Consider the following 23,007-nt stretch of genomic DNA (forward strand, 5'->3'; position numbering starts at 1 on the left):
AAGTGCGTCAGTAAAGGACGTTCTGAACCTCAGGGCTGTCGATGTTTTCCTTGGTAGCAAGGACAACACCCGTATCGATGAAGCTCGGAACCTCTTCACCGTTCAGCAGCTTGAGAACAGCTTGCACACCGAGCTCACCCATCTGGAATGAGCCCTGGACCGCCGTACCTGCAAGTGTACCGTCCTTGACGAAATCCTGAAGGTCGGCGTTGCCGTCAAAGCCAAGAGCGGTGATGCTGCCGGCCTTACCTGCCTGAACGATTGCGCGGCCCATGCCGATTGCAGTCGGTTCGTTTGCACCGAAGATGCCGACAAGATCGCTATTGGCGGCAAGAACATCGGTCGTCTGGTTCAGGGCAGTCGCCATCTGTGACTGCGAGTAGTAGGGCCCGACAATCTCAATGCTTGATTTCTCGTTGATCTGCTCAATGAAGCAACCGACACGTCCAACTTCAGAGCCGACGCCGGCGACATAGGACATCACTGCGACTTTGCCTTCCTTGCCGACTTCCGAAATCATCTTGTCGGCGACGAGTTGACCTGCCGCGCAGTTGTCTGTCGACAGGAACGCCTGGAAGTAGTCTTTGCCATTTTCGGCCAGGCCACTGTCGATGATCACGACAGGGATCTGAGCTTCAAAGGCTTTCTTGACGGCCGGTACCAGGGCCTCTGGGTCTGATGGGGCAAGTACGATACCTTTGACGCCTCGGTTAACCGCGTTTTCAACGAGGTTGACCTGATCGGCAACAGCAGATTCCGATGCCGGGCCGTTGAAGCTCATCGTGTGTTCTTCGACACCTTCGATGGCCGCTGTCGCGCCCTTGTTGACGTTCTGCCAGAAATTGGAATTGGTTGTCTTCACGATGACGGCGATTTCGCCTGCCTGGGATGCAGCTCCGGACAGTGCCAATGCACTTACCATCATTGCGGTCGTAATCAGCTTCTTCATAAGTTCTCCTCCGTTTGAAGATGCGCTGTTGAGAGACCGGGCATGTCAGCGCCGGTTTCGGATCTGATCGACGTAGACCGCCAGGATGACGATGAAGCCGATCACGATTTGCTGGATGAAGGCGGAGACGCCGGCCATGTTCAGACCATTGCGCAGGACGCCGATAATAAAGGCACCGATCATTGTGCCGGAGATGTTGCCAACCCCGCCCATCAGCGAAGCCCCGCCGATCACGGCAGCGGCAATGGCGTCGAGTTCATACATGACGCCTTCGTTCGGCTGTACCGTGACAAGCCGCGACATCAGAACATTGCCAGCCAACCCGGCGAGTGCACCCGACAAGGTGTAAGCGCAGATCTTGGTCCGATCGACCAGAACACCGGAGAGCCTTGCAGCCTCTTCATTCGAGCCGGTTGCATAGATGTGACGACCTGTTTTGCGGCGCCTCAGCAAATAGGCCGCAGCAACCGCAACAATTGCCAGAAGAATTACAGGGTAGGGGATCCCGGGAAAGACGACCTTCGGAAAGATCCCGCCGGTTTCCTCTACAATCCGGAACAGCGAGCCGTTGCCCAGTGTGCCAAAAGCTTCGCCAAGGCGCGAAATGGGTGCTGCGCCGGTCAGTTGCAGGGCAACGCCGCGGGCAATCAGCATCATGCCAAGAGTGGCCACAAATGGCGTGATCCTCATTTTGGTGATGACAAAGCCGTTGAATGCACCGCAAGCAGCACCGGTCAGAACGCCGAGTGCCATTGATGGGGCAACAGGAATGCCAGCCTTGACGGAAAGTCCCGTGACAACACCAGAAAGTGCGAGAACCGAACCGACACTCAAATCGATGCCACCGGTGATAATCACCATCGTCAGGCCGATGCCGAGCAGGCCGATGACCGACGTTTGCAACAAGATCGTCAAACCGTTGTTGACGGTGAAGAAAGCGTCATTGCCGAACGAGAAGGCGAATACGAGCACTGCCAGCGTCAGGAGCGCGGAAAGCTTGTGCAGTGATCCTGCTGAGAATTTGAACGTCCAGGATGCCGGAGCATCGCTTCGGTCAAAATCCGCCATAAAACCTCCCGAGGCGACAAATTGAATTTAATTATTAAATACAATATGCGAGGTGGCGATATTGACGTCAATTGTTTTTTATTAAATCATACGAAATACAGGAATTCCTCTTTGATTCTATCATGTTGGGTTGCGTTCATGGCAAGAACAGACGATCGCTTCAGGAGCGCTTACAATAAACTGCTCGACATTTGTAGCGGTATGGAAGTTGGAGACCAGCTGCCGCCCGAGATCGCGCTTGCCAACCAGATGGAAGTCAGCCGAACCATTGTCAGAAGCGCGTTGCAGAAATTGGATCGCGAGAAAATCGTGCGTTGGGAAGGACGGACGAAAACGCTTATTCGCCAACCTGAAGCCAGCGATCGTCTTGAACCCGTCGATGCGCATATCTCCGCGGAGGAGTTGGAAAAGCGCTTTCTGGAATGGATACTGAGGTTCGACGTACCGGCGGGAACGTCGCTCAATGTGGCGCAGCTGTCGCGTCAGTTCGGCGTACCGGCACACAGCCTTCAGGAGTTTCTTGCGGGCCTCAGCCGGTTTGGACTTGTCGAAAGGCGGGCAAGGGGCGGTTGGACGCTTTCAGGTTTCACGGCTGAATTTGCAATTGAGCTTTCCGATTTCAGAATGCTCTTGGAAATGAATGCCGTTCGCCAGCTGCTCCAATTGCCTAACGATCATGACATCTGGCAAAAACTGGCCGTTTTGAAAGAGCAACATGAGGCATTGCGGGAAGATCTCGAGGCGAGGTACCACGACTTTTCAATGCTCGACGAAACGTTTCACACCACGGTCAACAGCGTGGTCAAGAACCGCTTCGTTCTTGAAGCGCAGAAGGTCATCTCACTTATTTTCCACTACCACTACATGTGGGACAAGCGGGACGAGCGGGAACGCAATGCAGCTGCCATTGACGAGCATCTGGACTGGATCAACGCGATGATGGACAAGGATCCGGAGCGCTCTCAAGCAGCGGCGGCGAAGCACTTGCGGCGCTCGAAAGAAACACTGTTGTCCTCGCTGCGGGGTCACAAGCACGTCTGAAGTCTCAGTGTTCAGAAGAGGTCGTGGCATTCCTGCGGAAGTGTTTCAGACAATGCCGCAAGGTTCCTGTCAAGCGATGAGACGCGTGCCGTTCCAAGCAATACCGATGCGGCTGAAGGATGGTTGCGGGCGTAGTGAAGTGCCGCAGTGGCAAGAGGGACGCCGATAGCATCCGTCTTTGCCTTCAGGTCTCGCACGGCCTGGAGGATTTCTTCGGAAGCAGGTTCATAGTCGAACCAGGCGCCTTCCTTCGGGCCGGTCGCCAGAATGCCGGAATTGAAAATCCCGCCAAGCACAAGGCTCACGGATTTCTGACGGCAGACGTCGATCAGTTTTTCCTCGGCACCCCTGTCGAGAAGCGTCAGACGGCCCGCGAGAAGGATGGCGTCAAGATCCGTATGGTTCAGGAGATCCAGACAGATCTGGGTTTCGTTCACGCCAAGGCCGAATGCCCGGATCTTGCCCTTGTCCTTGAGCCGCTGCAGGCGATCAAGGCCGGTTCCCAACAAGTCGGACATATGTTTTTCATTGTCCTGGCCATGGGTGTAGGTTCCGATATCGTGGATATAGGCGATGTCGAGATGTCTGACCTGCATCAGCTCAAAGCTGTGTTCCAATGAAGCTTCGATGCCATCGCCGGAGTAGTCATAGCGAACGCTGTTCGGCAAAGGTTCGACAAAGCCGTCCGCTTCCTTAAGCGGAGTTCCAGGCGATAGAACGCGGCCGACCTTGGAGGAAATCACATAGTCCTGCGGGTCAAACTGCTGCAGAAAGCGGCCGAGGCGAAGTTCTGCCAACCCGCGGCCGTAGTGCGGGGCAGTGTCGAAGTACCGGATGCCGGCTTTCCAGGCATGCCGCAAGACATCTTCTGCCTCCAGATCGGAAACGACACGGCCGATGTTTCCGATGCCCGATGTTCCAAAGGAAAGATCGGTTACTTCGACATCGGTTTTGCCTATCTTATTAAGCTTCATGAGGGACCGCCATCTCTTGAGTTTGTACCAGTTTATCAAGCCGTGGCATTTCCAGCGCGGGATCTGCCGTGCGTGCCCAGGCAAGGAAACCGGCGACGCGGCGCAGGGTCTTCTCTTCATGGTTCTGCGCAATATCCGCGAGCCTGTGATCGAGGAAGGGATTTCGAAACCGGTCGAGCGTCGTTGCCACGTAAGCCTCGGCTTCCTGTTCGCGTCCATGTGCCTTGAACCCGGTGACGACTTCCCGCCGATACAGGTCCTCAAGGTCTGCCAAATCTTCAGGGTCGTCCATCATATCGCGCACAAACTGCTTTGGGCTGTCCTTAGACATCAGCCAGCGCGATACAAGATAGGTGTGACCAAGGTTGAGAATGAAGAGCTTGAGTGTCTCGACGTCCTCCAGATCCCGAACAACCTTGATGCTCGGGTGCTTGCACGGAAGTTTCAAACCGGGCTGGTCTTCAATTGCCCAAAGCGCATAAGGCTCAGCGACAGCGCCGGCGGGTTCAAGCGGCTCTGAGACTATTCTGTCGACCAGAGAATTCACCCAGAGGATCTCGGTGCCGAGCCAGTCCTGGAATTTGGGAGAATAAAGTACTGCGATTTCCAGGACGAGGTCCCGAAGCACAAATCCGTTTTGCGGAACAAGTTCGCAGGGCATGACCTGAAGTGGCTTGCCGCCTGATCCGAAACGCTGATGAAGAAACCAGGTCAGTTTTGCAGGGTAGGACATACCGGCTGAAAACTCGGTGCCGGCATCCTGGGGCTGGCGTTTGAAACCTGAGTCGGCGGTGTTTGAGATGATGATCTCGGCATCCTCCGAAATTATCCCGGCCACGTCCTGCACATCTGCCGGCAGGCTGTAGGTCTTTCGGATGCTTTTTATCTTCTGTGTAGTGTCCACCAGATTGCCGCCGTCGACGCCCTTGATCAGGACGTCGTAGCCGGCAGGGTCCGCCAAAGCCTTGAGGCGATTTGCCCGTGCCGCGTCACCGCTGCTTTGAACGACCGAAATTTTCCCGAGCGCCTCACCCCGGTCCAATGCCTCTGAAACGAACAGATCAACATGCGCCTGCAGGAAGCGGCTCGTACCAAATTGAACAATCGGGGATGTTGACATGAAGCCTCCTGTGTCGTTATTTGTTTTTTATAATTAAGAACACTTGCCCGTCAACATCTTTCAGACTTGGGGGTGGGCAAAGGGAGTGGTCATGGTTGTTGATGCCCATCAGCATTTCTGGAAAATCGCCCGCGGTGACTATTTCTGGATGGACGACAACGTTGCCGCTATCCGGCGCGACATACTGCCTGAAGATCTGATGCCTCACGCCAAGGCTTGCGGCATTCATGCAACGATTGCCGTGCAGGCCGCACCCACAGTTGCAGAAACGGATTTTCTGCTGGAGCTTGCCGAAGGGAATTCCCTGATCAAGGGGGTTGTCGGCTGGGTCGATCTTGAAAGCGGCCATGCCGCAAAGGAGCTGAAAAGGCTGTCTGCCAATCCGCTTTTCAAAGGCGTGAGGCCAATGCTGCAGGACATTGAAGCTACGGACTGGGTTCTGCAGGCGAGCGTCCTGTCAAACCTTTCAATTGCCGCTGATCTCGGACTGTCCTTTGATGCGCTGATCCAGCCAAGGCACCTGCAGGCAATCGATGGTCTTGCTCGAGCCGTACCTGACCTGAGGGTTGTGATCGACCATTGTGCCAAACCGGTCATCGCAGGTGGTTCAGATGCCGGAGACGTATGGCGCCGCAACATGGCGCATCTGGCCAGTCACGAACAGATCCATTGCAAGGTTTCGGGCCTTGCCAACGAATATGGCGCAGGCTGGTCGGCAAAAACGCTGCAGCCGATTGTCGATCATGTCATTTCAGAGTTTGGGGCAGACAGGATCATGTGGGGCAGCGATTGGCCTGTTCTCGAATTGGAAGGTAGCTACGCTGACTGGTTCGATTGCGCACAATCCATGATGCAGCAACTTTCAGACCAGGCGCGCGCGGCAGTGTTCGGTGAGACTGCGTCACGGTTTTACAGGATTGATGGTCCTGGACGCGATAATCAATAGGAGCAGAAACGGTGGCTCAAATGCAAAGAATGGGAATGGTGATCGGGATCGATCCGCAAAGTATTCCGGAATACAAACGTCTGCATGCTGCCGTGTGGCCGGGTGTTCTTGAGCGGCTAAGGCGTTCAAATATCACGAACTACTCGATCTTCCTGAAAGAACCGGAAAACCTGATGTTCAGCTATTGGGAATACACCGGGACGGATTTTGAAGCGGACAGTGCAGCCATTGCCGCCGACGCGGAAACGAGAGACTGGTGGAAAGTCTGCGGACCGATGCAAAGACCGCTTGAAAGCCGGAAGCCAGACGAATGGTGGGCAAGCATGGAAGAGGTCTTTCATCTGGACTGATACCTGATCAGTCCTTCAATCGCAGACCGATTGTCCCTGCCTGCCTCTATCTGATCAGTATGTTGCACGACCGCCTGAGAGGTCGTAGACAGCGCCGGTCGAATAGGAGCATTCCTCCGATGACAGCCAACTCACGAGGCTGGAAATTTCCTCGACTGTGCCCATGCGACCCATCGGTATTTTGGCAAGCATGTAGCTGATCTGTTCTTTGGTTACGTCGGCAAGCATCTCTGTTTCTATGACGGCTGGTGCCACCACATTGACCGTGATGCCTTCGCAGGCCAGCTCCTTGCCCAGACTTTTGGTGAGGGTGATCACCGCACCTTTGGAGACCGAGTAGGCAGATGCGTTCGGATTGCCGTCTTTCCCGGCCATGGATGCAATGTTCACGATGCGGCCATAGGCCTTATCCCGCATGTGCGGGACGACGGCCTTGCAGGTGTGGAAGATACCGTTGAGGTTCACCTGCATCACCTGGTTCCAGATATCCAACGGGTAATCGGCAAGGGGAGTGTTCACACCGGCAATACCCGCCGAGTTGACCAGAATGTCGATCTGCCCACAGCGTTGTTTTACGCGCTCCGCCGCCGCCTTGACCGTGTCGAAATCTGCAACGTTCACACTGTCGGATTGAACGTCACCAAACTGGCTCAATTTCTGTCGAGCGTCTGACAGGGCAGCTTCATTGAGGTCCCAGAGTGTTACGCTGGCACCTGATTTCAGAAATCGTTCGGCAATGGCAAATCCCATGCCTCTGGCGGCGCCGGTCACAATCGCAACGCGGCCATCAAGATCATATGTGTTCATTTTAAACTCCTGAAAATCGGGTGATCAGAGCCAACCGCCGTCAAGCGTGAATTCCTGGCCTGTGCACATCTTGCTGTCGTCCGCCGAGAGGAACATCACGAGCGATGCAACATCCTCTTCCGTGATCCTGCCGGCCATTGGTTGGTTTTGTTTGAGAATTTCATCCACATCTTCGCTATAGTGTTCATCCAGTTGGCGAGCGGTGAGCACCATGCCTGGCAACACGGTATTAACGCGGACACCGCTGGTTCCCAGTTCACGGACAAAGGACCGGGTCAGCCCGTGGATGGCAGCCTTGGCCGTGGTGTAGGCGGGCATTCCGCCGTGTTTGGACTTCCAGGCTATCGACCCGAAATTGACAATTGATCCCTGTTTCCTGCGGATCATGTCCGCCGCGACTGATTGGATTGCGAAAAATGCAGGACGAAGATTTACGGCCATTGCCCGATCCCAATCATCGACGGTGACGTTCCTCCAGTCGTGCCTCGTATCGTTGGCAACGTTGTTCACCAGGATGTCCAATGGGGCCGAGGCGTCCCTGTAGGTTGAAATTGCAGTCTGCAATGCGTGGATGTCGCACACATCAACGGCTTGAAACCAGACGGAAGCCCCGGCATCGCACAGGCTCTGGCAGAGCTTGTCGCCAGCGTCGGCTTTGATGTCGACAAACCCGACCTTCGCACCCTGCGCCGCGTAAGCCTTTACAAGCGCTGCACCGATCCCCGTAGCCCCTCCTGTGACAAAGGCGTTCATACCGATGAGACTCGGATAGTTGGCAAAGGTCGACATCGCTTAGATCCTTGGAATGCGAACTGTTGTTTCCGGATCAAAAAAGCAGACATGTTCTAGATCGAGAAGCAAATTGATCACTTCATCCTCGGCAGGGCGGAAATTGGCAGGCAGAACCGCAACCAGCGACAGATCTGCCACCTGAAACACCAGCATCGTGTCGGGGCCCGTCGGTTCCACCACTTCCACGCGGGCGCTTACCGGAACAAGGGTACCGTCTTGCTTGCTGTCCAAAACGAAGTGCTCCGGCCGTGCGCCGATGGTCACTTTGGCGCCGACATAGGGCAGAAGTTCTTCATGTCGCCTACCAAGTGAAATAGCCAACTCCGCACCCTTTGATCGATAGACAAGTCGAATATCGTTCTGACTGCCTTCCACATCCATATCGATGAAGTTCATGGAGGGCGATCCCATGAAACCAGCGACAAATTTATTGGCAGGCTCCCTGTAAATCGTGTCCGGATCTGCAAATTGCTGCACGACACCGCCGTTCATGACCACGATCCTGTCAGACAGTGTCATTGCCTCGATCTGATCATGCGTGACGTAGACAATCGTCTGGCCGAGCCGCTTGTGCAGCTTCTTGATCTCGGTGCGCATTTCCACGCGCAGCTTTGCGTCGAGGTTGGATAAAGGTTCGTCAAAGAGAAACAGTTGCGGATCGCGCACCAGTGCCCGACCCATGGCAACGCGCTGCCGCTGACCACCTGAAAGTTGCGATGGTTTGCGATCGAGCAGAGGCTCGATCTGAAGTAGCCGGGCGACATCTGCTACGGCCTTCTTTTGAGCGTCCTTCGGGACACGCCTGTTTTCCATCCCGAAGGTGATGTTTTGGCGAACAGTCATGGTCGGGTAGAGAGCGTAGGACTGAAACACCATGGCGATGTTCCGGTCTTTCGCCGATAGGTCGGTGACGTCTCTTTCGCCCAGGGTCAATGTGCCGTATGAGGTTTCCTCCAAACCGGCAATGATGGACAACAGCGTGGACTTGCCGCAGCCGGAAGGACCCACAAGCACCACGAACTCGCCGTCCTTGATGTCGAGATTGATGTCCCGGAGCGCCAGAAACTCGCCGTATTTTTTCCAGGTACTGTCGATTGTGAGACGCGCCATTATTTGACTGCTCCCTGCGTAAGGCCGCGAACGAAATATCGCCCGCCGAAGAAGTAGATGAGGAGCGGCGGTATCGCCGCGATCAGGACCGCAGCGGAGCCGAAGCCGTATTCGCTGACACCGGTGTCGTCCGCATTCAATGACATCAGTGCGGCCGTGATCGGCCGGAAGTCAGAGGAGCTGAACGTGACTGCGAATAGGAATTCGTTCCAGATGAAGGTGAATTGCCAGATGATTGTCACGATGATGATCGGTGGCGACAGGGGCACAACAATTTTCCAGAAGGTTCGGAAAAAGCCGGCACCGTCGATGCGGGCGGCCTTGATCAGGTCGTCTGGAAGATTGACCAGATAGTTCCGGCAGAAGAGGGTTGTGAAGCAGGTTCCCTGAATGATGTGAACCAGCGCCAAACCGGCCAGCGATTTCGACAGCCCGAGCCAGGACAGGGCAATCGCCCAGGGAAGCAGAACCACCTGCGGCGGTAGAAAAACCCCGATTGTAATGGCGACGAAGACAACGCTGGCAAACGGCATTTTCCACTTCGTGAGTGCGAAGCCGTTCACCAGACCGATTGCAGTCGAGATGAGCGTTGCCGGGACAACCATGAGCATCGATGCGATGAAATAGGGCTTCACGCCCGTACAGCTTGCGTTGATACAGGCCGAACTCCACGCAACGTCCCAGTTTTCGAGCGTAATTCTGGTCGGCCAGCCGATGAAGCTTTCACGCAAGATGTCGGCATTGAAGCGCAGCGAATTCAGAAGGATCACCGCGAGCGGCATGATGGTGAACAGCCCGACCACGATCAGGATCGAATAGACGGCGACCCGTTTTGCAAACCGGCGTGGATTGAACGGTTTTTTCCGATTGAAATCAGGCAGAGTGTCAGTGTCAGGCATGGCCGCCTCCGTTCCTTTGTTTGCGCAGCACCCAGCCAAGGGCTATCACCGGAAGAAGCACGACGGTCAGGCCGATCAGCAGCCAGACGGCAGCTGCCGCTCCTTGTGCAAGCTCCCCTGCGGCAAACAGGCGGTCATAGACGAATATCGCGGGAAAGGTGGTCGAGATGCCCGGACCGCCATGGGTCAGAGCCAGGACAAGATCGAATGTCTTGATCGCGAATTGCAGGAGAATGATCAGGACTGAAATGATGACCGGCCAGATGGACGGCAGGATGATCCGGCGGTAGATCTTGAACATGCCCGCGCCGTCGATCCGGCCTGCCTTGACCACATCATGATCAACCCCGCGCAAGGCAGCCAGAACCATCACCATCACAAATCCGGACGCATGCCAGACTGCGGCGATGACCACTGCGTAGAGCGCCGTTTCTCGGCTGGTGATCAGACTGAATTCGAAACTCGTCCAACCAAGGTCATGGAAGAATTTTTCCAGGCCGGTGGACGGGTTCAAGATCCATTGCCAGGTCGTTCCGGTCACAACAAAGGAGATTGCGATTGGATAGAGGAATATGGATCGAAGGAAATTTTCGCCCTTGATGCGCTGGTCCATCAGGACAGCAAGTACGACGCCGACCAAAAGCGACAATGCAATATAGAGCGCGCCGAATATTGCCAGGTTGTTGACACCGGTTGTCCATCGCGGGTTGCGCCATAGTCTTGTGTAGGCGTCAAAACCTGCAAAGTCATACACCGGCAGCAAGGTCGAACTGGACAGCGACAGGTAGATATTCCAACAGACAAAAACGAAAATGTAGATGCCTGTGGTGATAAGGGTCGGGAGCAGAACAAGGGTCGGCACGAGTTGTGCCATACGCGCGGCGCGGCTGACCGAACGTGTTCTGAATTCCGGCATTTGTGCAACAGATTGCATGGCTTGCCTGAGTTGTTTCGTACCGGTGAAAGAGGAAGGGGCCAGCGTCAGGCCCCTTCCTTGAGGAGATGCGATCAGTATTCGTTGATCACCGCTTCCGCCATTTTCTGTGCGGCGTCTTCAGAGCTCATGTCGCTGGTGATGAACTCGGAGATGACCGTGAACATGGCTTTGCGGAATTTTTCCGGTACAGCCATGTTGTGCGCCATTGACCGCACCACGGTTCCGGCTTCCGCAGCGTTTTTCAGATCAACCAGATTGAGCTGCTGACACGGGTTGAATTCGTCACCCAATTCAACATCCATGCGGGCCGGTATGGAGCCCTTTGCCACATTGAAGACTTTCTGGAAGTCCGGGGACATGATCAGGGAGGCCATCATTTTCTGACCTTCGATGAATTCCGGGTCACTTTGCTTGAAGAAGACAACTGAATCTGAATTCAGGATGTAGCCCGGTTCGCCACTGTTCATCGGTGCGCCGGCGCACAGATAGTCCTTGCCGTATTCATAACCGGCGGCGTTCATGGTTCCGATGGCCCAGTCGCCATGGAAATAAAAGCCGGCTTCACCCTTTGCCATCATGTTGAGGGGCTCTTCCCAGCCGCGGCCTGGGAAAGCCGGGTCCATCCAGCCGACCATCTTGCGTAGCTGGTCGAAGGCAGCAACCATTTCCGGGCTGTTAAGTGCTTCCAGGTCGAGTTCTATGAAAGCCTTCCTGAAAAGATCCGTGCTGATGCCCTGAGCCACGATTTCAAACAGAGTTCCGTCGATCCAGTCCTGACCACCATGGGCAACAGGTACAATGCCCTTTTCGGCCATCTGTTCGGCCAGAACGTTGAACTCATCCCAAGTCTTTGGCAACTCCTCAGCACCGATCGCGTCCATCGCGGATTTGGACGCCCACATCCAGTCGATGCGGTGGATGTTCATGGGCGATGCAACCCACGTGCCGTGCGGTTTCATGACGCTGACGAGTTCAGGGGCAACGACTGCTTCCCAGTTTTCTTCTTCAGCGAGCGCGTTGAGATCAGCCGTCAGGCCGGTCTTTGCCCATTCGCCGATTTCAGGGCCTTTAAGCTGAACCGCCGATGGGGGATTGCCGGAAATTACGTCAGCGCGCAGACGGGCAATCGTGTTGGACGTGTGGCCCGGAATGGCCGTCTGCTTCCAGCTGCCGCCTTTTTCCTCAAACATGGTGCCAAGCACATTGATAGCTTCGGCATTCGAACCCGAATGCCACTGGTGAAGCAGGTTGGTTTTGGGTTCCGCGTGTGCTCCACCGGCGATCGCCAATGTCGTAACTGCAGCCGCTGCCACCGTTACCATCAGTTTCTTATGCAAGCTCGTCATCGGTTCTTCCTCCTCGGTCATGACGCTGTTGGATATGCAGGCTGTTATTAGTTCACGTGAACAATTTTGTGTGCACGTGAACAAAAAGTGGTTTTCAATTTTGCAGGACTGCATATGCCCTGCTTAAATCGTTATGCCTCCATCGATGTTTATTGCCTGTCCTGTAACGAAGGCACTTTCATCTGACGCCAGATAAGCGCAGAGCGATGCAACTTCGTCCACTTGGCCAAATCGGCCAGATGGTTGTCGGCTGGTGAAGAACTTTTCCGCCGCCTCTCGGCCGCCGAGTTCCTCAGCAAGATCTTCAATGCGTTGCCGAAGACTTGGACTGTCAACTGTACCCGGGCATACAGAATTGCACCTGATCCTGTCGGTCAGATAGTCCGCCGCAACGGCTTTGGTCAGGCCGATTACGCCACCCTTTGCGGCGCCATAGGCAGCGCGCTTGGGGAAGCCTTTGACGGAGCTTGCCACTGACCCGATGGTGATGATGCTGCCGCCGGAGGTCTTCATTTTAGGGACCGCAGCCCGCAGGACGCGATAAGCGCTGGTAAGAGTTATGTCAGTGGACCGCATCCACTCTGTTTCGTTGCATTCTTCGATCGTTCCCTGATGGACATAGCCGACGCAGTGAACGAGAATATCGACCTGTTCAAAGTTTCCGAAATAAACGTCAATGGCGGTCTGATCAGTGGCATCGAGCCGGCCGGTCGTCACACCGGCCAGGCCGTCAAAGAGCGTTTCATTGAGATCGCTGGCAAATACCGCGGCACCTTCGTCGCGCAGGCGTTCTGCAACGGCCCGGCCAATGCCTTGGCCTGCGGCAGTTACTATCGCGGTTTTTCCCTTCAGTCTCTCCGACACAGTTCTTTCCTTCAGATCTTCTGTACAATCTGTTCCTGGCTTCCCAGCCCGTGGATGCCAAGTGAGACCTTGTCTCCAACCTTTAGCCAGACCGGGGGTTTCATCCCGGCGCCGACACCTGGAGGCGTGCCGGTGCAAATCAGATCACCCGGTTCCAGCCGCAGAAATTCACTCAGGTAGCTGACAATGGTTGCCGGATCGAAAATCATCGTATCTGTGTTGCCGTTTTGCATGCGCTGGCCATTGACGTCCAGCCACATCGGCAAGGAGTTGGCATCTTCCAGTTCGTCTCCGGTGACGATCCATGGACCTGTCGGACAGAAATTGGGGAAACTTTTCCCTTTGGCCCATTGCCCACCGCGTTCCAGCTGCCAGGATCGCTCAGACACATCGTTGACGAGCGTGTAGCCAAGAATGTGATCCAGCGCTTGGTCCTTGGAGATATTGAAGGTTTGCTTGCCGATCACGATGCCGAGCTCGACTTCCCAATCGAGCTTGGTCATCTTGTCAGAATACAGAATCGGATCGAAGGGCGCGCAATACGTGCCGGACGACTTGTTAAAGAGGATGGGCTCATCGGGGATCGGCATGCCGGCTTCTTTGGCATGGTCACTGTAGTTGAGGCCAATGCAGTAAATGTTGCGCGGGTGACTGACGGGAGGTCCCACACGGACACCTGTCTGGTCGACTTCCGGCAGGGAAGCAGGATCAATGCCGGCGACAGCCGTGGTCAGCCCGGAAATGGTATCAGGCGTGATGTCCGACACCAGAGAAGAAATGTCGCGCGCTGTGCCGCTCTCGTCCAAAAGGCAGGGAACTTCCTCACCGACTGCCCCAAGTCTCAAAAACTTCATGTACTCGTCCTTAGTGTTTTTTGCCCCACCAGGTGCCTTTCAAGGCGGCCCCGGCAGCAAAATTCCCGCTGCCCAGCTGCTCCTGGATACGCAGGCATTCATTCCACTTAACCATCCGTTCTGAGCGGGTGAAGGAACCAACCTTCAATTGTCCACATCCAAGACCCGTCGCCAGATGGCTGATGGAAACATCTTCAGTTTCACCGGATCTTGCAGAAACAATTGCCCCCCAGTCTGATTTTTTTGCCGCAACGAAAGCGTCTACAGCCTCGCTGACGGTTCCAGCCTGATTGACCTTGATCAGGACAGCATTGCAGGCTTGATCTGCGTTTGCTGCTTCCACCAGTTTGGCATTGGTCACCAGATAGTCGTCGCCGATGATCTGGACCCGTTGGCCGAACCGTTTGGTGAATTCAATCATGCCGTCAGTGTCATCCTCTCCAACCGGGTCTTCGATCGAGACGATTGGATAGGTGTCAAGCCAGTTTCCAAGCAGGTCAATCAGCTCGCCACTGTCCAATGCCTTGTCTTCGAGTGCAAGCCGGTATTTTCCGTTTTGGCCGAATTCAGATGCGGCGATGTCCAGCGAGATCGCGATCCGCTCGCCTGGTTTTTCACCTGCTTTTTCGATGGCTTTAACAAGGGTCTCCAAGGCTTCTTCATTGCTGTCAAAAACCGGCCACCAGCCGCCCTCGTCGGCGACACCCGCCAACCGGCCTTTCGAAGCCATGATGTCTCCCGCCGCGAAATAAACTTCATTTGTTATTTCAAGGACTTCGTCGAAACTCTGAGCGCCCGGCACCATGATCATGAAGTCTTGAATATCAACCCTTCGTCCAGCATGTGCACCACCGCCGAAGATCTGAATTTCAGGCAGGGGGATGGACGGAGTTTGTTCATAGAGATCCGCGACATGACACCAGAGCGGCTTCTTCGCACTGGCAGCTGCTGCGTGAAGAACGGCGAGCGAAGTGGCAACCATCGCGTTGCCGCCGAGCGTTTCCTTGACTGGTGAAGGGTCCAGTTCGAGCAGCCCGTCATCCACGGTTCGCTGCTTGTCTGCACTCAATCCAACAAGTGCCGGAGCAATCGTCTTGTTGACGCTTTCCAGGGCTTGAGAAACACCCATGCCGCGCAATTTGCTTCCTCCGTCCCGCAGATCAACAGCTTCGCGCGTGCCCCGGCTTGCACCTGCAGGAGCGATTGCCCTGCCGAGGCTTCCGTCTTCAAGGATAACGTCGACTTCTAGCGTCGGATTGCCACGGGAGTCCCAGACCCGCCGTCCTCTGACTGATGTGATCGCGGTCAACGGCTGTTACCCTTCCATGTTTGTGCAAGTGTCTCGGCAATCTCGCCGATTTTTGATTTTGGCTGTCTCAGCAAGGTGATCGATGCCGCTCTGATTGTTGAACGGGAACTTTCGTCCAGATATTCAACCGGAGATTTGCCGTCGATGCGGGCAAGCATCAAGGCTGGCAGGAGCTCCGCGGTGCGGCGTTCGATCCGGCCAGGTGCATCCCAGCTGGCATGCGCCGCATAGGCATCCCAAAACGATGCGAGGTCTTCTGCGAGAGCTGGACGAAGCGAGGGGACGTGCTGAGCTTTCAAGATGAGGTGGTTCAGGCAAAATGCGGCGTCGAATTCAGGTGCGCCCATGGTGGCGCACTCTGCATCGAGTACGACCGGCTGCGCTCCCCTGAACAGGATATTTTTCGGACTGACGTCGCCGTGGACGAGTACCGTATCGGTTTCATAGAGCTGGTCAGCCAGTGCAGTCAGCCGATCGGCAACTTCGGTGACTTTTTTCGCTGTGAAGACAAGATAGGGCTCGATGCGAAGCGCATAAAAGTCATCCCTGTTCTGGAAGGGGGAGTGTCGAACCCGGGTCTGGACGAGGCCGTGTGGATGCTTCCGAGCAGGTTGCCAACCTTCTTTGCACGGGACGGAATTCGACGGCCTTCGAGCAGATCCTTCTTCCAGAGGGATACATCATCGCCAGCAAGGAACTCCATTGCAAAGCCGTGTTTTTCTTCCGACCGTCCGAAAACCCTGACGGCGCTTTCAGGAGCGATTTCTGCTGCTACTTTCAGCCACTCGAACTCAGCTTTGTTCCGGTGCACCGGCGCTTGCCAGTCCTCAGCGACCTTCAGTTTCGGAAGGGCGAACTTGATGCACATTCGCCGACCTTCAACTTCGACCATGGCGATATCGGAAGCAACGCCCCCGGTGAGTGGTTGAACGTCGGTGATCGAAGCCGGATCGGCCAGTCCAAGCTCGGCAATCAGTTCTTCGCACCTTATTTTGAGCGCGGTCGGCATCTTCATCCGTTCGTTTGACTTGATTGATCTATGTTCACGTGAACATTTGCCATTGCACTCTCGCCTCTGTCAAGTCATAGTTTGCGCGCTGTGACAAAATGGAGAGCAGAAATTTGGCGGCTCGGGTAACAATCAAAACCATCGCAAAGGACCTCGGGATCTCGCATATGACCGTTTCCCGGGCGCTCTCCGATCACCCGAATGTCCAGAAAGACACGCGGGAGCTCGTGAAAAAACGGGCTGCTGAACTCGGTTATGTCAAAATCGCAGCGGCGACGGCCATGCGAGGCGACGGCACCCGAATTGTTGGTCTTTTGCTGCCAAACATCGTCAATGAGTTTTATGCAAGTTTCGCGAATGAACTCGCCCGGATCTGTGAAGCCTTTTCCTATCAGTTGATCATTCATCTGACCGATGATGATTTGAAAACGGAACACAAGGCAATGCAGCAACTGCGCGAAGTTCAGGCAAAAGCTGTTGTCGTTGTGCCGGCCCCCGGAGATCCTGTCTCGACCGGGCACGACCCTCATCATCTTGACGGGCTCGACGTCATTCAGCTTATCCGCCAGCGTTCCGAGACAGGGCGTGAAGCTGCAATCCTGGTGGATGATGCCGGAGCGATCTCCGCCGCGGTCAAGCACCTTCATGCAACAGGGCATAGGAAAATAGCCTATATCGGTGCCAACGCGGATCTGTCTTCCGGTCGTAACCGCCTGAAGGCTTATCGCAGAGGGCTTCACGAGAGCGGGCTTCCCGAAATTCAGGCATTGATCAAGACAGCACCACCTTCGTTTTCTATGGGAGGCGCTTCTGCAGAGGCTCTCTTGTCAGAAGGAGAGGCAACGGCAATTGTCTGCGGTGGGTTTGAGATTTCAAATGGGGCTCTGCACGCTCTTTTGACGTCGGGCCGGAGGCCGGGTGCTGACATTGCCTTTATCGGGTATGGCGATCCGTCATTCTATACATGGATTGAAGGTGGCATCTCGACGATCCGTGTTCCGGTTTCACCTCTTGCCAACCAGACGCTTCAGGTTTTGAAGTCGGGTACAGTCGACGATGATGATGCTCAGATTTTCGAATTTCAGGCTGAGCTTGTGGTCCGAAAGTCCTGAGCACCAGAAAGTTTTCTAGCGAACACAGAGGTCTGCATTTTTTCAGACGCTGGGTGACGGGTCGGTGCTGGTTCCAGGCCGGGCCGAATGATATGCGTTCTGAATGTTTCAGTGCCGTCTTCTGCAACCAGCCAATGTCTGATTTCCGGACAGGTGTGAGTGGCGCACTTTGACAACATAAATGAGACTGGCAGCAAGACAGACTGTGTTTACAAATGCGGATACGATAGCATCATGAGTTCATCACTGAACCTTCCTAAAGACGGCACATTTTTATTCAGGGTTTGGCGGGCCGACGTTTCGGGGCCGTCGATCTGTGCATTGAAAAATGGCATTTTGTACGATGTCACCTGCAAGGCTGTGCCTACGGTTCACGATCTTCTTGAGCTCGATAGCCCGGCAGCGTGGCTCGCCACTGCCAAGGGTGAGCCGATTGGCAGTCTCGAGCAGGTCGCATCAAATTCCTGCGAAACACCGGACACCTCTGTGCCTTGGCTTTTGGCACCTGTGGACCTTCAGGCAATCAAAGCCTGCGGTGTGACGTTTGCATCTTCCATGCTTGAGCGTGTGATCGAGGAAAGGGCGAAGGGAGACCCCAGCAAGGCAGAACAGATCCGTGAACGCTGCACGGCTATCATGGGAGAAAGCCTGAAATCCGTGGTGCCCGGCTCTGAAAAGGCTGGGCAGCTGAAGGACGCCCTCGTTGCCGAAGATATGTGGTCGCAGTATCTGGAAGTTGGCATCGGGCCGGACGCAGAGGTTTTCACGAAATCGCAGCCCATGTCAGCTGTCGGTGCCGGTGCTGCCGTCGGTCTGCACCCAGCTTCGCGGTGGAACAATCCAGAGCCAGAGGTCGTACTTGCAGTCAGCAGTTCCGGCCAGGTCAAAGGTGCGATGCTGGGTAATGACGTGAACCTGCGCGACATCGAAGGACGATCCGCATTGCTGTTGGGCAAGGCCAAAGACAACAACGCATCAACGTCCATCGGACCTGCGGTGCGTTTGTTCGATGACTCGTTCGGCATGGACGATGTACGTCGATTGGAACTTGATCTGAAAGTCACGGGTGAAGATGGGTTTGTGATGTCGGGGCATTCGACCATGACCGAGATCAGCCGCGACCCGCTTGATCTTGTGGCTCAGGCATGTGGCCGCCATCACCAGTATCCAGACGGTTTTTTCCTGTTCCTCGGAACGCTGTTTGCGCCAACGGAAGATCGCGACACGCCAGGTGAGGGCTTCACTCACAAACTTGGCGACATCGTCGAGATATCCTGTCGCCAGCTGGGAACGCTCCGAAACACGGTCCGGCTGTCAACCGATTGTCCTGAATGGCGTTTCGGAAACCGCGCATTGATGACCAACCTTTCAACGCGCAAGCTCATATAGCGACGAGACAAGCGGGGACACCGGCTCGCTGGTATCGTCCGTGTCAGGTCTGTCGGAGGTGACTGGCCTCAGCTGTCGTCATCGCGTACAACAAATACAGAGCATTCAGCGCGCCGCACCACACGGGACGCCGTCGACCCCAGAAAGTAGTCCTGTGCAGACGGATGATGGGAACCGACCAGTATCAAGTCGATCTTGTTTTCCTTGGCATAGCTTGCAATCTGGACACCGGGTTTGCCGGTGACGACCTTGCAGCCGACGCGCTTGTCTCCGGCGGCAGCCTTTTGCAGCTTGTCGGCCACTTTGTCAGTCAGGTGATTGTCGATCTTCAGGTCAACGAACTCGGAGACGAAGCCTGGAATGTTTTCAAGCACGGTCAGCAGGGTGATCCGACCATCGTCAGTCAAAAGATGCCGTGCGACTTCAAGTTTCCGCTGAACAAGCGTTTCGTGATCCAGCGCGACGGGAATGAGAACATTTTTGTACATCGACCTGAAGCCTCCATTTCTGAACTTTTATGAGACGCCCTGCAGGCCTGGAAGCAGGACAAGAAGCCCGATTGCGACCAGTGCAGCGAGAAAAACGGTTTCTGCAATCAGCAATCCTGCGGCTGCCTTGCCGACTTTCATCAAGTCTTTCGGAACTGTTTTCAGTCCAACCGCTGCGATTGCCAGCAGCAAAAGCCAGCGCGACAGGTCTGCTGACAGCTCAGTAATCACTGCCGGAAGTGCGACAACCGAGTTGAGTGTCGCCAGGGCTACGAAGCCGACCACGAATGCCGGGACGAGAGGCATGCCGGCGTTGCCGGAAGCACTGCTGCCGACGGTCATGCGAAGCACGATCAACGCCGTCATCACGATGGGGGCAAGCATGGCGACACGCAGCAACTTTACCAGCGTTGCCGTCTCGCCAGCTTCCTGCGAAACGGAAAAACCGGCACCGACGACCTGCGCAACATCGTGGATCGTGGCACCGAGATAGATGCCGGCCGCCCGGTCACTGAGTGCAAGCTGCTCTGAAAGGACCGGGTAGAGGATCATGGCAAGTGTCGACAATATGGTCACGCCGACCACCGTGAAGACGAGCCTGTCCTCTGATCTTTCATCCTTGGGCAAAATGGCGGCGATGGCCATGGCGGCGGACGCACCGCAAATTGCGACAGACCCTGCCGACAGGAACGCAAACCGGTAGCGGAATCCGAACAGGCGTGAAACTGCAAGGCCAAAGGCGATGGTCAGGAGGACGCCTGCAACGACCAGACCCACGACCGGCCACCCAAGCGCGCTGACCATATCGAAGCTGATGCGCAGCCCCAAAAGGGCGACGCCCAGTCGAAGGAGAGTGCGCGCGCTGAATGCGATACCCGCCTGGCAGCGGATATCCTCGGACAGGAAGTTCAGCGAGATGCCGATCAGGAGCGCAAGAAGCATTGCCGGAGCGCCGTAATGCTCGGCAATGAATTGGCTGGCAAGCGCAATAACCAGGGCAACGAGCACGCCTGGCATAATCTTTCGAAACACATTGGTGCCGAACTTTGATCCGCTGGCGTTTTCAGGGCTGCCGGACGCGGCCTGTTCATTGAGGTCAGACGGAGACATCTGCAAGTCCCCTCACGACTTCAAGATACCGGGCCGGTACTTCAATGCCCTTGTCTTTCGCCTCTCGAATGGCAGCGGATCGTCTTGTGCCGGGAAGGCGAGCGCCTTCCATTGTCTCAATGAGATGTAGCAAGCCTTCGAGACGGTCCGCGAAATGGGCCTGATCCTGAGGTTTCATGGCGATCAGGAATTGACCGACCCCGGGAGGCGGACCATCGCTGCTGAAAAAGGAAGATGCTTCAGTGCTCTTGGCTGCCCCGGTCATTACCGAGGCCAGGATTTCGACCATCAAGGCAAGCGCCGTGCCCTTTGCTTCGCCTATGGGCAGCATGGTGCCTTCCAGTGCTTCCGAAGCATCCGTGGTTGGCTGGCCGTCCTTGTTGAGTGCCCATCCTTCAGGGATTGGTTTGCCCGCCTTTCTGGCATTCATAACTTTGCCGCGTGCCACGCGTGACAAGGACAAATCAATCACCAGGGGATTCCGACCCGCCCTGGGTGCGGCGAAGGCAATCGGATTGGTTCCGAAGACCGCCGACTTGGCTCCGAACGGTGCCATTGCAGCGGGCGCGTTTGCGACCATGATGCCGAGCAGTCCCTGTCTGGCAAGCTTTTCAACCTGAACGGATAGGGCGCCGCAGTGATGTGAGCGCGTGACACCCATGGTGGCGCATCCATGTTCCTGTGCTAGGGCAGCCCCACGCGCAATAACAAGATCGAGGGCAGGATAGGCAAAGCCGAAGCCGGCATCTGCCAGCAGACTTGAACTTCCGATTTCCTTGATGTCGACCGCCGCCTGCGCCCGAATTTTACCCGAGCGGACCTGGGCGACGTAGTCTTCAACGCGAGAAAACCCGTGACCGATCTGACCTTCTGCTTCGGCGGCAACCAGGGCCTCGGCGACTGTCTGGGCCACTGGGGAAGGGACATCGGCCGCGACAAAAGCCGCCGAAATCAGACTGACTGCATCGGCGAGGCCGATACGCTCTGAGGTTTCCATTAAGTCGTCACTCCTAGAGATGGCCGGCGAACCGGCCATCCGGCCCGTAAATCAGGCGCTTCTGTACAGTTTGGTCATTGAGAACTCTCTATGACCGAGGGCTTCTGCAGCCGTGTTGCGCCCATTGGCAGTGCGACGGATCATATCGATCAACTCGTCGCCGGCCTCATCGATGGTCATCTCCCGGCGCAAGATGCCGGAGACGTCCACGTCAACGTGTTCGCTCATCGTGCGCACTGTGCGCGGATTGGCTGTGATCTTGATGACCGGCACAATCGGGTTGCCGACCACGTTGCCTTGCCCTGTCGGGAAGGTGTGGATCACGGCGCCACCGGCTGCCATCAGGGTCACGCATTCCGCCGCGGCGGATGATGAATCCATGAAATAGAGACCTTTACCGGACTTGGGTGCTTCAGCCGGCTCCAGGATGTCGATGTATTGCGAGGTTCGACCGATCTTTTCAAGATTGCCGAGCGCTTTTTCTTCAATCGTGGTCAAGCCTCCTTCGATGTTGCCCTTCGTCGGCTGACTGTCGGAAAGGTCGTCAGTCTGGTGCGCAAAGATCACATCGTCCTGATATGCCTTCCACATCTTGTGCCATCGCTCTCCGACTTCCTCGTTGATCGCCCGTTTCTGGCAAATGTGCTCAGCGCCGGTGATCTCTGACGTTTCACCGAAAAAGCCGGTGATGCCTTCCGGCAGCAGCTTGTCGTACATGTTGCCGACAGTCGGACACGATCCAAGGCCGGTCGTTGTGTCGCTTTCTCCACATTTTGTCGACACCCACAGGTCCGAAAGCGGGCATTCCTCGCGCTGAAGTTCGGTTGACCAGTGAACGAATTCCTTGGCTTTCCAGGACGCAGCACGAATGGTCTCGAAGTCACCATTCTGCTCAATGGAGAACTCAGCGACAGGCTTGCCGGTCTCGCGGATGCCGTCCGCGATGCGTTTGGTCCAGCCCGGCTCGATCCCGATCACGACAACAGCGGCAACATTCGGGTTGGCTCCGGTGCCGATCATCGTGCGGAAATGCAGTTCAAGGTCCTCGCCGAATTGAAGTCGGCCATAGGCATGCGGAATGGCAAGGGTTCCCTTGACGTTATTGGCCACGGCCTCACAGGCTGCGTTCGAAATATCGTCGACGGGAAGAATGACAACATGGTTGCGAACACCTACCCGGCCGTTTTCCCGCCGATAGGCCTTCACCGTGACATTTGAGTATTTGGATGACATGGGCAGGGCTCCTTACCAGCGCTTTGTTTTGCAGTTGTGGGTGTGGACATGTCCGCCCTTTTGGATATCCGCAATGATCTTGCCGATGTCTTCGCCGTATTTGACAGCCGTGTCTCCGTCTTTCAGGTCTTTCAGTGCGATCTTGTGCCCGATGGGCACATCAGCGCCCGCGGTCAGCCGGAAGGTAGAGTTGTCGTGGGTGACACAGCACAGCATTTCGGTACCGGCCGTCAGTCCTTCCACGACGACCACACCGACATTGTCGGCGTGTTCATGGACAAGAAGATGGGGGATTTCAGACAT

Annotated in this window: 25 protein-coding genes; 5 read left to right on the forward strand and 20 right to left on the reverse strand. The window is 55.7% G+C overall.

Annotated elements, in window-relative coordinates; translation table 11 throughout:
* Positions 1 to 7 precede the first annotated feature (7 nt).
* Positions 8 to 949: an ABC transporter substrate-binding protein gene (locus tag ACZ1HV_RS21520; protein WP_298813131.1), complete on the reverse strand. Its 942-nt coding sequence runs from the start codon at positions 947 to 949 to the stop codon at positions 8 to 10.
* A gap of 45 nt (positions 950 to 994) precedes the next feature.
* Positions 995 to 2,017: an ABC transporter permease gene (locus ACZ1HV_RS21525; RefSeq protein WP_298813129.1), complete on the reverse strand. Its 1,023-nt coding sequence runs from the start codon at positions 2,015 to 2,017 to the stop codon at positions 995 to 997.
* 138 nt (positions 2,018 to 2,155) lie between these two features.
* On the opposite strand from ACZ1HV_RS21525, the gene ACZ1HV_RS21530 reads away from it, so the two are divergent.
* Positions 2,156 to 3,058, forward strand: coding sequence for a GntR family transcriptional regulator (locus ACZ1HV_RS21530; RefSeq protein WP_298985683.1), 903 nt, complete (start codon positions 2,156 to 2,158; stop codon positions 3,056 to 3,058).
* Between the two features lie 11 nt (positions 3,059 to 3,069).
* On the opposite strand, the gene ACZ1HV_RS21535 is transcribed toward ACZ1HV_RS21530, so the two are convergent.
* Together ACZ1HV_RS21535 and ACZ1HV_RS21540 are read right to left on the reverse strand one after the other, a co-directional pair.
* Complete coding sequence (locus ACZ1HV_RS21535) at positions 3,070 to 4,032, reverse strand: aldo/keto reductase (protein WP_472716261.1); 963 nt, start codon at positions 4,030 to 4,032, stop codon at positions 3,070 to 3,072.
* Complete coding sequence (locus tag ACZ1HV_RS21540; RefSeq protein WP_472716262.1) at positions 4,022 to 5,152, reverse strand: mannitol dehydrogenase family protein; 1,131 nt, start codon at positions 5,150 to 5,152, stop codon at positions 4,022 to 4,024. Before ACZ1HV_RS21540 ends, ACZ1HV_RS21535 begins: the two co-directional genes overlap by 11 nt.
* A gap of 91 nt (positions 5,153 to 5,243) precedes the next feature.
* On the opposite strand from ACZ1HV_RS21540, the gene ACZ1HV_RS21545 reads away from it, so the two are divergent.
* Complete coding sequence (locus ACZ1HV_RS21545) at positions 5,244 to 6,098, forward strand: amidohydrolase family protein (protein ID WP_472716263.1); 855 nt, start codon at positions 5,244 to 5,246, stop codon at positions 6,096 to 6,098.
* A 20-nt stretch (positions 6,099 to 6,118) separates the two neighbouring features.
* Positions 6,119 to 6,448: an L-rhamnose mutarotase gene (locus ACZ1HV_RS21550; protein WP_298813119.1), complete on the forward strand. Its 330-nt coding sequence runs from the start codon at positions 6,119 to 6,121 to the stop codon at positions 6,446 to 6,448.
* Between the two features lie 54 nt (positions 6,449 to 6,502).
* Here the strand turns inward: ACZ1HV_RS21550 and ACZ1HV_RS21555 are convergent, their stop codons facing one another.
* The 11 genes from ACZ1HV_RS21555 to ACZ1HV_RS21605 form a co-directional block, all read right to left on the reverse strand.
* Positions 6,503 to 7,255, reverse strand: coding sequence for an SDR family NAD(P)-dependent oxidoreductase (locus tag ACZ1HV_RS21555; protein ID WP_472716264.1), 753 nt, complete (start codon positions 7,253 to 7,255; stop codon positions 6,503 to 6,505).
* A gap of 24 nt (positions 7,256 to 7,279) precedes the next feature.
* Entirely contained in the window at positions 7,280 to 8,044 is a 765-nt protein-coding gene (locus tag ACZ1HV_RS21560; RefSeq protein ID WP_472716265.1) for an SDR family NAD(P)-dependent oxidoreductase, read from the reverse strand.
* A gap of 3 nt (positions 8,045 to 8,047) precedes the next feature.
* Entirely contained in the window at positions 8,048 to 9,157 is a 1,110-nt protein-coding gene (locus tag ACZ1HV_RS21565; protein ID WP_472716266.1) for an ABC transporter ATP-binding protein, read from the reverse strand.
* Complete coding sequence (locus ACZ1HV_RS21570; protein WP_472716267.1) at positions 9,157 to 10,056, reverse strand: carbohydrate ABC transporter permease; 900 nt, start codon at positions 10,054 to 10,056, stop codon at positions 9,157 to 9,159. The genes ACZ1HV_RS21565 and ACZ1HV_RS21570 overlap by 1 nt, the downstream gene beginning before the upstream one ends.
* Positions 10,049 to 10,990 carry a carbohydrate ABC transporter permease gene (locus tag ACZ1HV_RS21575; protein ID WP_298961328.1) on the reverse strand — a complete coding sequence of 314 codons (942 nt, stop codon included), beginning with the start codon at positions 10,988 to 10,990 and terminating at the stop codon, positions 10,049 to 10,051. The genes ACZ1HV_RS21570 and ACZ1HV_RS21575 overlap by 8 nt, the downstream gene beginning before the upstream one ends.
* 74 nt (positions 10,991 to 11,064) lie before the next feature.
* Complete coding sequence (locus tag ACZ1HV_RS21580) at positions 11,065 to 12,339, reverse strand: ABC transporter substrate-binding protein (protein ID WP_298813108.1); 1,275 nt, start codon at positions 12,337 to 12,339, stop codon at positions 11,065 to 11,067.
* A gap of 123 nt (positions 12,340 to 12,462) precedes the next feature.
* A complete protein-coding gene (locus ACZ1HV_RS21585; protein ID WP_298813106.1) occupies positions 12,463 to 13,203 on the reverse strand; it encodes an SDR family oxidoreductase in 741 nt (246 codons plus the stop codon).
* 11 nt (positions 13,204 to 13,214) lie between these two features.
* The gene (locus tag ACZ1HV_RS21590; protein WP_472716268.1) at positions 13,215 to 14,057 is read right to left on the reverse strand and encodes a fumarylacetoacetate hydrolase family protein; all 843 of its coding nucleotides are present in this window, start codon (positions 14,055 to 14,057) and stop codon (positions 13,215 to 13,217) included.
* Between the two features lie 10 nt (positions 14,058 to 14,067).
* Positions 14,068 to 15,366, reverse strand: a complete 1,299-nt coding sequence (gene eno / locus ACZ1HV_RS21595; protein WP_472716269.1) for a phosphopyruvate hydratase — start codon at positions 15,364 to 15,366, stop codon at positions 14,068 to 14,070.
* Positions 15,363 to 15,890 carry a phosphotransferase family protein gene (locus tag ACZ1HV_RS21600; protein WP_472718484.1) on the reverse strand — a complete coding sequence of 176 codons (528 nt, stop codon included), beginning with the start codon at positions 15,888 to 15,890 and terminating at the stop codon, positions 15,363 to 15,365. The genes eno and ACZ1HV_RS21600 overlap by 4 nt, the downstream gene beginning before the upstream one ends.
* Entirely contained in the window at positions 15,833 to 16,375 is a 543-nt protein-coding gene (locus ACZ1HV_RS21605; protein WP_472716270.1) for a hypothetical protein, read from the reverse strand. Before ACZ1HV_RS21605 ends, ACZ1HV_RS21600 begins: the two co-directional genes overlap by 58 nt.
* Positions 16,376 to 16,473: 98 nt before the next feature.
* Between ACZ1HV_RS21605 and ACZ1HV_RS21610 the strand changes: the two genes are divergently transcribed.
* Positions 16,474 to 17,487, forward strand: a complete 1,014-nt coding sequence (locus ACZ1HV_RS21610; protein WP_298813098.1) for a LacI family DNA-binding transcriptional regulator — start codon at positions 16,474 to 16,476, stop codon at positions 17,485 to 17,487.
* A gap of 234 nt (positions 17,488 to 17,721) precedes the next feature.
* Positions 17,722 to 18,876 carry a fumarylacetoacetate hydrolase family protein gene (locus ACZ1HV_RS21615; RefSeq protein ID WP_472716271.1) on the forward strand — a complete coding sequence of 385 codons (1,155 nt, stop codon included), beginning with the start codon at positions 17,722 to 17,724 and terminating at the stop codon, positions 18,874 to 18,876.
* A gap of 68 nt (positions 18,877 to 18,944) precedes the next feature.
* Here ACZ1HV_RS21615 and ACZ1HV_RS21620 read toward each other — a convergent pair whose 3' ends face one another.
* Genes ACZ1HV_RS21620 through ACZ1HV_RS21640 form a run of 5 tightly spaced genes read right to left on the reverse strand, consistent with a single transcriptional unit; the run spans position 18,945 to position 23,007 of the window.
* Positions 18,945 to 19,364 carry a universal stress protein gene (locus tag ACZ1HV_RS21620; protein WP_298813094.1) on the reverse strand — a complete coding sequence of 140 codons (420 nt, stop codon included), beginning with the start codon at positions 19,362 to 19,364 and terminating at the stop codon, positions 18,945 to 18,947.
* 27 nt (positions 19,365 to 19,391) lie between these two features.
* Positions 19,392 to 20,474: a YeiH family protein gene (locus ACZ1HV_RS21625; protein ID WP_472716272.1), complete on the reverse strand. Its 1,083-nt coding sequence runs from the start codon at positions 20,472 to 20,474 to the stop codon at positions 19,392 to 19,394.
* A complete protein-coding gene (locus ACZ1HV_RS21630) occupies positions 20,461 to 21,471 on the reverse strand; it encodes an Ldh family oxidoreductase (protein WP_472716273.1) in 1,011 nt (336 codons plus the stop codon). Before ACZ1HV_RS21630 ends, ACZ1HV_RS21625 begins: the two co-directional genes overlap by 14 nt.
* 51 nt (positions 21,472 to 21,522) lie before the next feature.
* On the reverse strand, positions 21,523 to 22,704 hold the full coding sequence (locus ACZ1HV_RS21635) for a UxaA family hydrolase (protein WP_298813088.1): 1,182 nt from the start codon (positions 22,702 to 22,704) through the stop codon (positions 21,523 to 21,525).
* 12 nt (positions 22,705 to 22,716) lie between these two features.
* Positions 22,717 to 23,007 carry a UxaA family hydrolase gene (locus ACZ1HV_RS21640; protein ID WP_298813086.1) on the reverse strand — a complete coding sequence of 97 codons (291 nt, stop codon included), beginning with the start codon at positions 23,005 to 23,007 and terminating at the stop codon, positions 22,717 to 22,719.

Source organism: Roseibium sp. JB4-4 (assembly GCF_055693425.1).

Bases quoted from the DNA above. Each gene is read 5' to 3' on its own strand.
- ACZ1HV_RS21520 (WP_298813131.1), bottom strand. From the start codon at position 949: ATGAAGAAGCTGATTACGACCGCAATGATGGTAAGTGCATTGGCACTG.
- ACZ1HV_RS21525 (WP_298813129.1), bottom strand. From the start codon at position 2,017: ATGGCGGATTTTGACCGAAGCGATGCTCCGGCATCCTGGACGTTCAAA.
- ACZ1HV_RS21530 (WP_298985683.1), top strand. From the start codon at position 2,156: ATGGCAAGAACAGACGATCGCTTCAGGAGCGCTTACAATAAACTGCTC.
- ACZ1HV_RS21535 (WP_472716261.1), bottom strand. From the start codon at position 4,032: ATGAAGCTTAATAAGATAGGCAAAACCGATGTCGAAGTAACCGATCTT.
- ACZ1HV_RS21540 (WP_472716262.1), bottom strand. From the start codon at position 5,152: ATGTCAACATCCCCGATTGTTCAATTTGGTACGAGCCGCTTCCTGCAG.
- ACZ1HV_RS21545 (WP_472716263.1), top strand. From the start codon at position 5,244: ATGGTTGTTGATGCCCATCAGCATTTCTGGAAAATCGCCCGCGGTGAC.
- ACZ1HV_RS21550 (WP_298813119.1), top strand. From the start codon at position 6,119: ATGCAAAGAATGGGAATGGTGATCGGGATCGATCCGCAAAGTATTCCG.
- ACZ1HV_RS21555 (WP_472716264.1), bottom strand. From the start codon at position 7,255: ATGAACACATATGATCTTGATGGCCGCGTTGCGATTGTGACCGGCGCC.
- ACZ1HV_RS21560 (WP_472716265.1), bottom strand. From the start codon at position 8,044: ATGTCGACCTTTGCCAACTATCCGAGTCTCATCGGTATGAACGCCTTT.
- ACZ1HV_RS21565 (WP_472716266.1), bottom strand. From the start codon at position 9,157: ATGGCGCGTCTCACAATCGACAGTACCTGGAAAAAATACGGCGAGTTT.
- ACZ1HV_RS21570 (WP_472716267.1), bottom strand. From the start codon at position 10,056: ATGCCTGACACTGACACTCTGCCTGATTTCAATCGGAAAAAACCGTTC.
- ACZ1HV_RS21575 (WP_298961328.1), bottom strand. From the start codon at position 10,990: ATGCAATCTGTTGCACAAATGCCGGAATTCAGAACACGTTCGGTCAGC.
- ACZ1HV_RS21580 (WP_298813108.1), bottom strand. From the start codon at position 12,339: ATGACGAGCTTGCATAAGAAACTGATGGTAACGGTGGCAGCGGCTGCA.
- ACZ1HV_RS21590 (WP_472716268.1), bottom strand. From the start codon at position 14,057: ATGAAGTTTTTGAGACTTGGGGCAGTCGGTGAGGAAGTTCCCTGCCTT.
- ACZ1HV_RS21605 (WP_472716270.1), bottom strand. From the start codon at position 16,375: ATGCCGACCGCGCTCAAAATAAGGTGCGAAGAACTGATTGCCGAGCTT.
- ACZ1HV_RS21610 (WP_298813098.1), top strand. From the start codon at position 16,474: ATGGAGAGCAGAAATTTGGCGGCTCGGGTAACAATCAAAACCATCGCA.
- ACZ1HV_RS21615 (WP_472716271.1), top strand. From the start codon at position 17,722: ATGAGTTCATCACTGAACCTTCCTAAAGACGGCACATTTTTATTCAGG.
- ACZ1HV_RS21620 (WP_298813094.1), bottom strand. From the start codon at position 19,364: ATGTACAAAAATGTTCTCATTCCCGTCGCGCTGGATCACGAAACGCTT.
- ACZ1HV_RS21625 (WP_472716272.1), bottom strand. From the start codon at position 20,474: ATGTCTCCGTCTGACCTCAATGAACAGGCCGCGTCCGGCAGCCCTGAA.
- ACZ1HV_RS21630 (WP_472716273.1), bottom strand. From the start codon at position 21,471: ATGGAAACCTCAGAGCGTATCGGCCTCGCCGATGCAGTCAGTCTGATT.
- ACZ1HV_RS21635 (WP_298813088.1), bottom strand. From the start codon at position 22,704: ATGTCATCCAAATACTCAAATGTCACGGTGAAGGCCTATCGGCGGGAA.
- ACZ1HV_RS21640 (WP_298813086.1), bottom strand. From the start codon at position 23,007: ATGTCTGAAATCCCCCATCTTCTTGTCCATGAACACGCCGACAATGTC.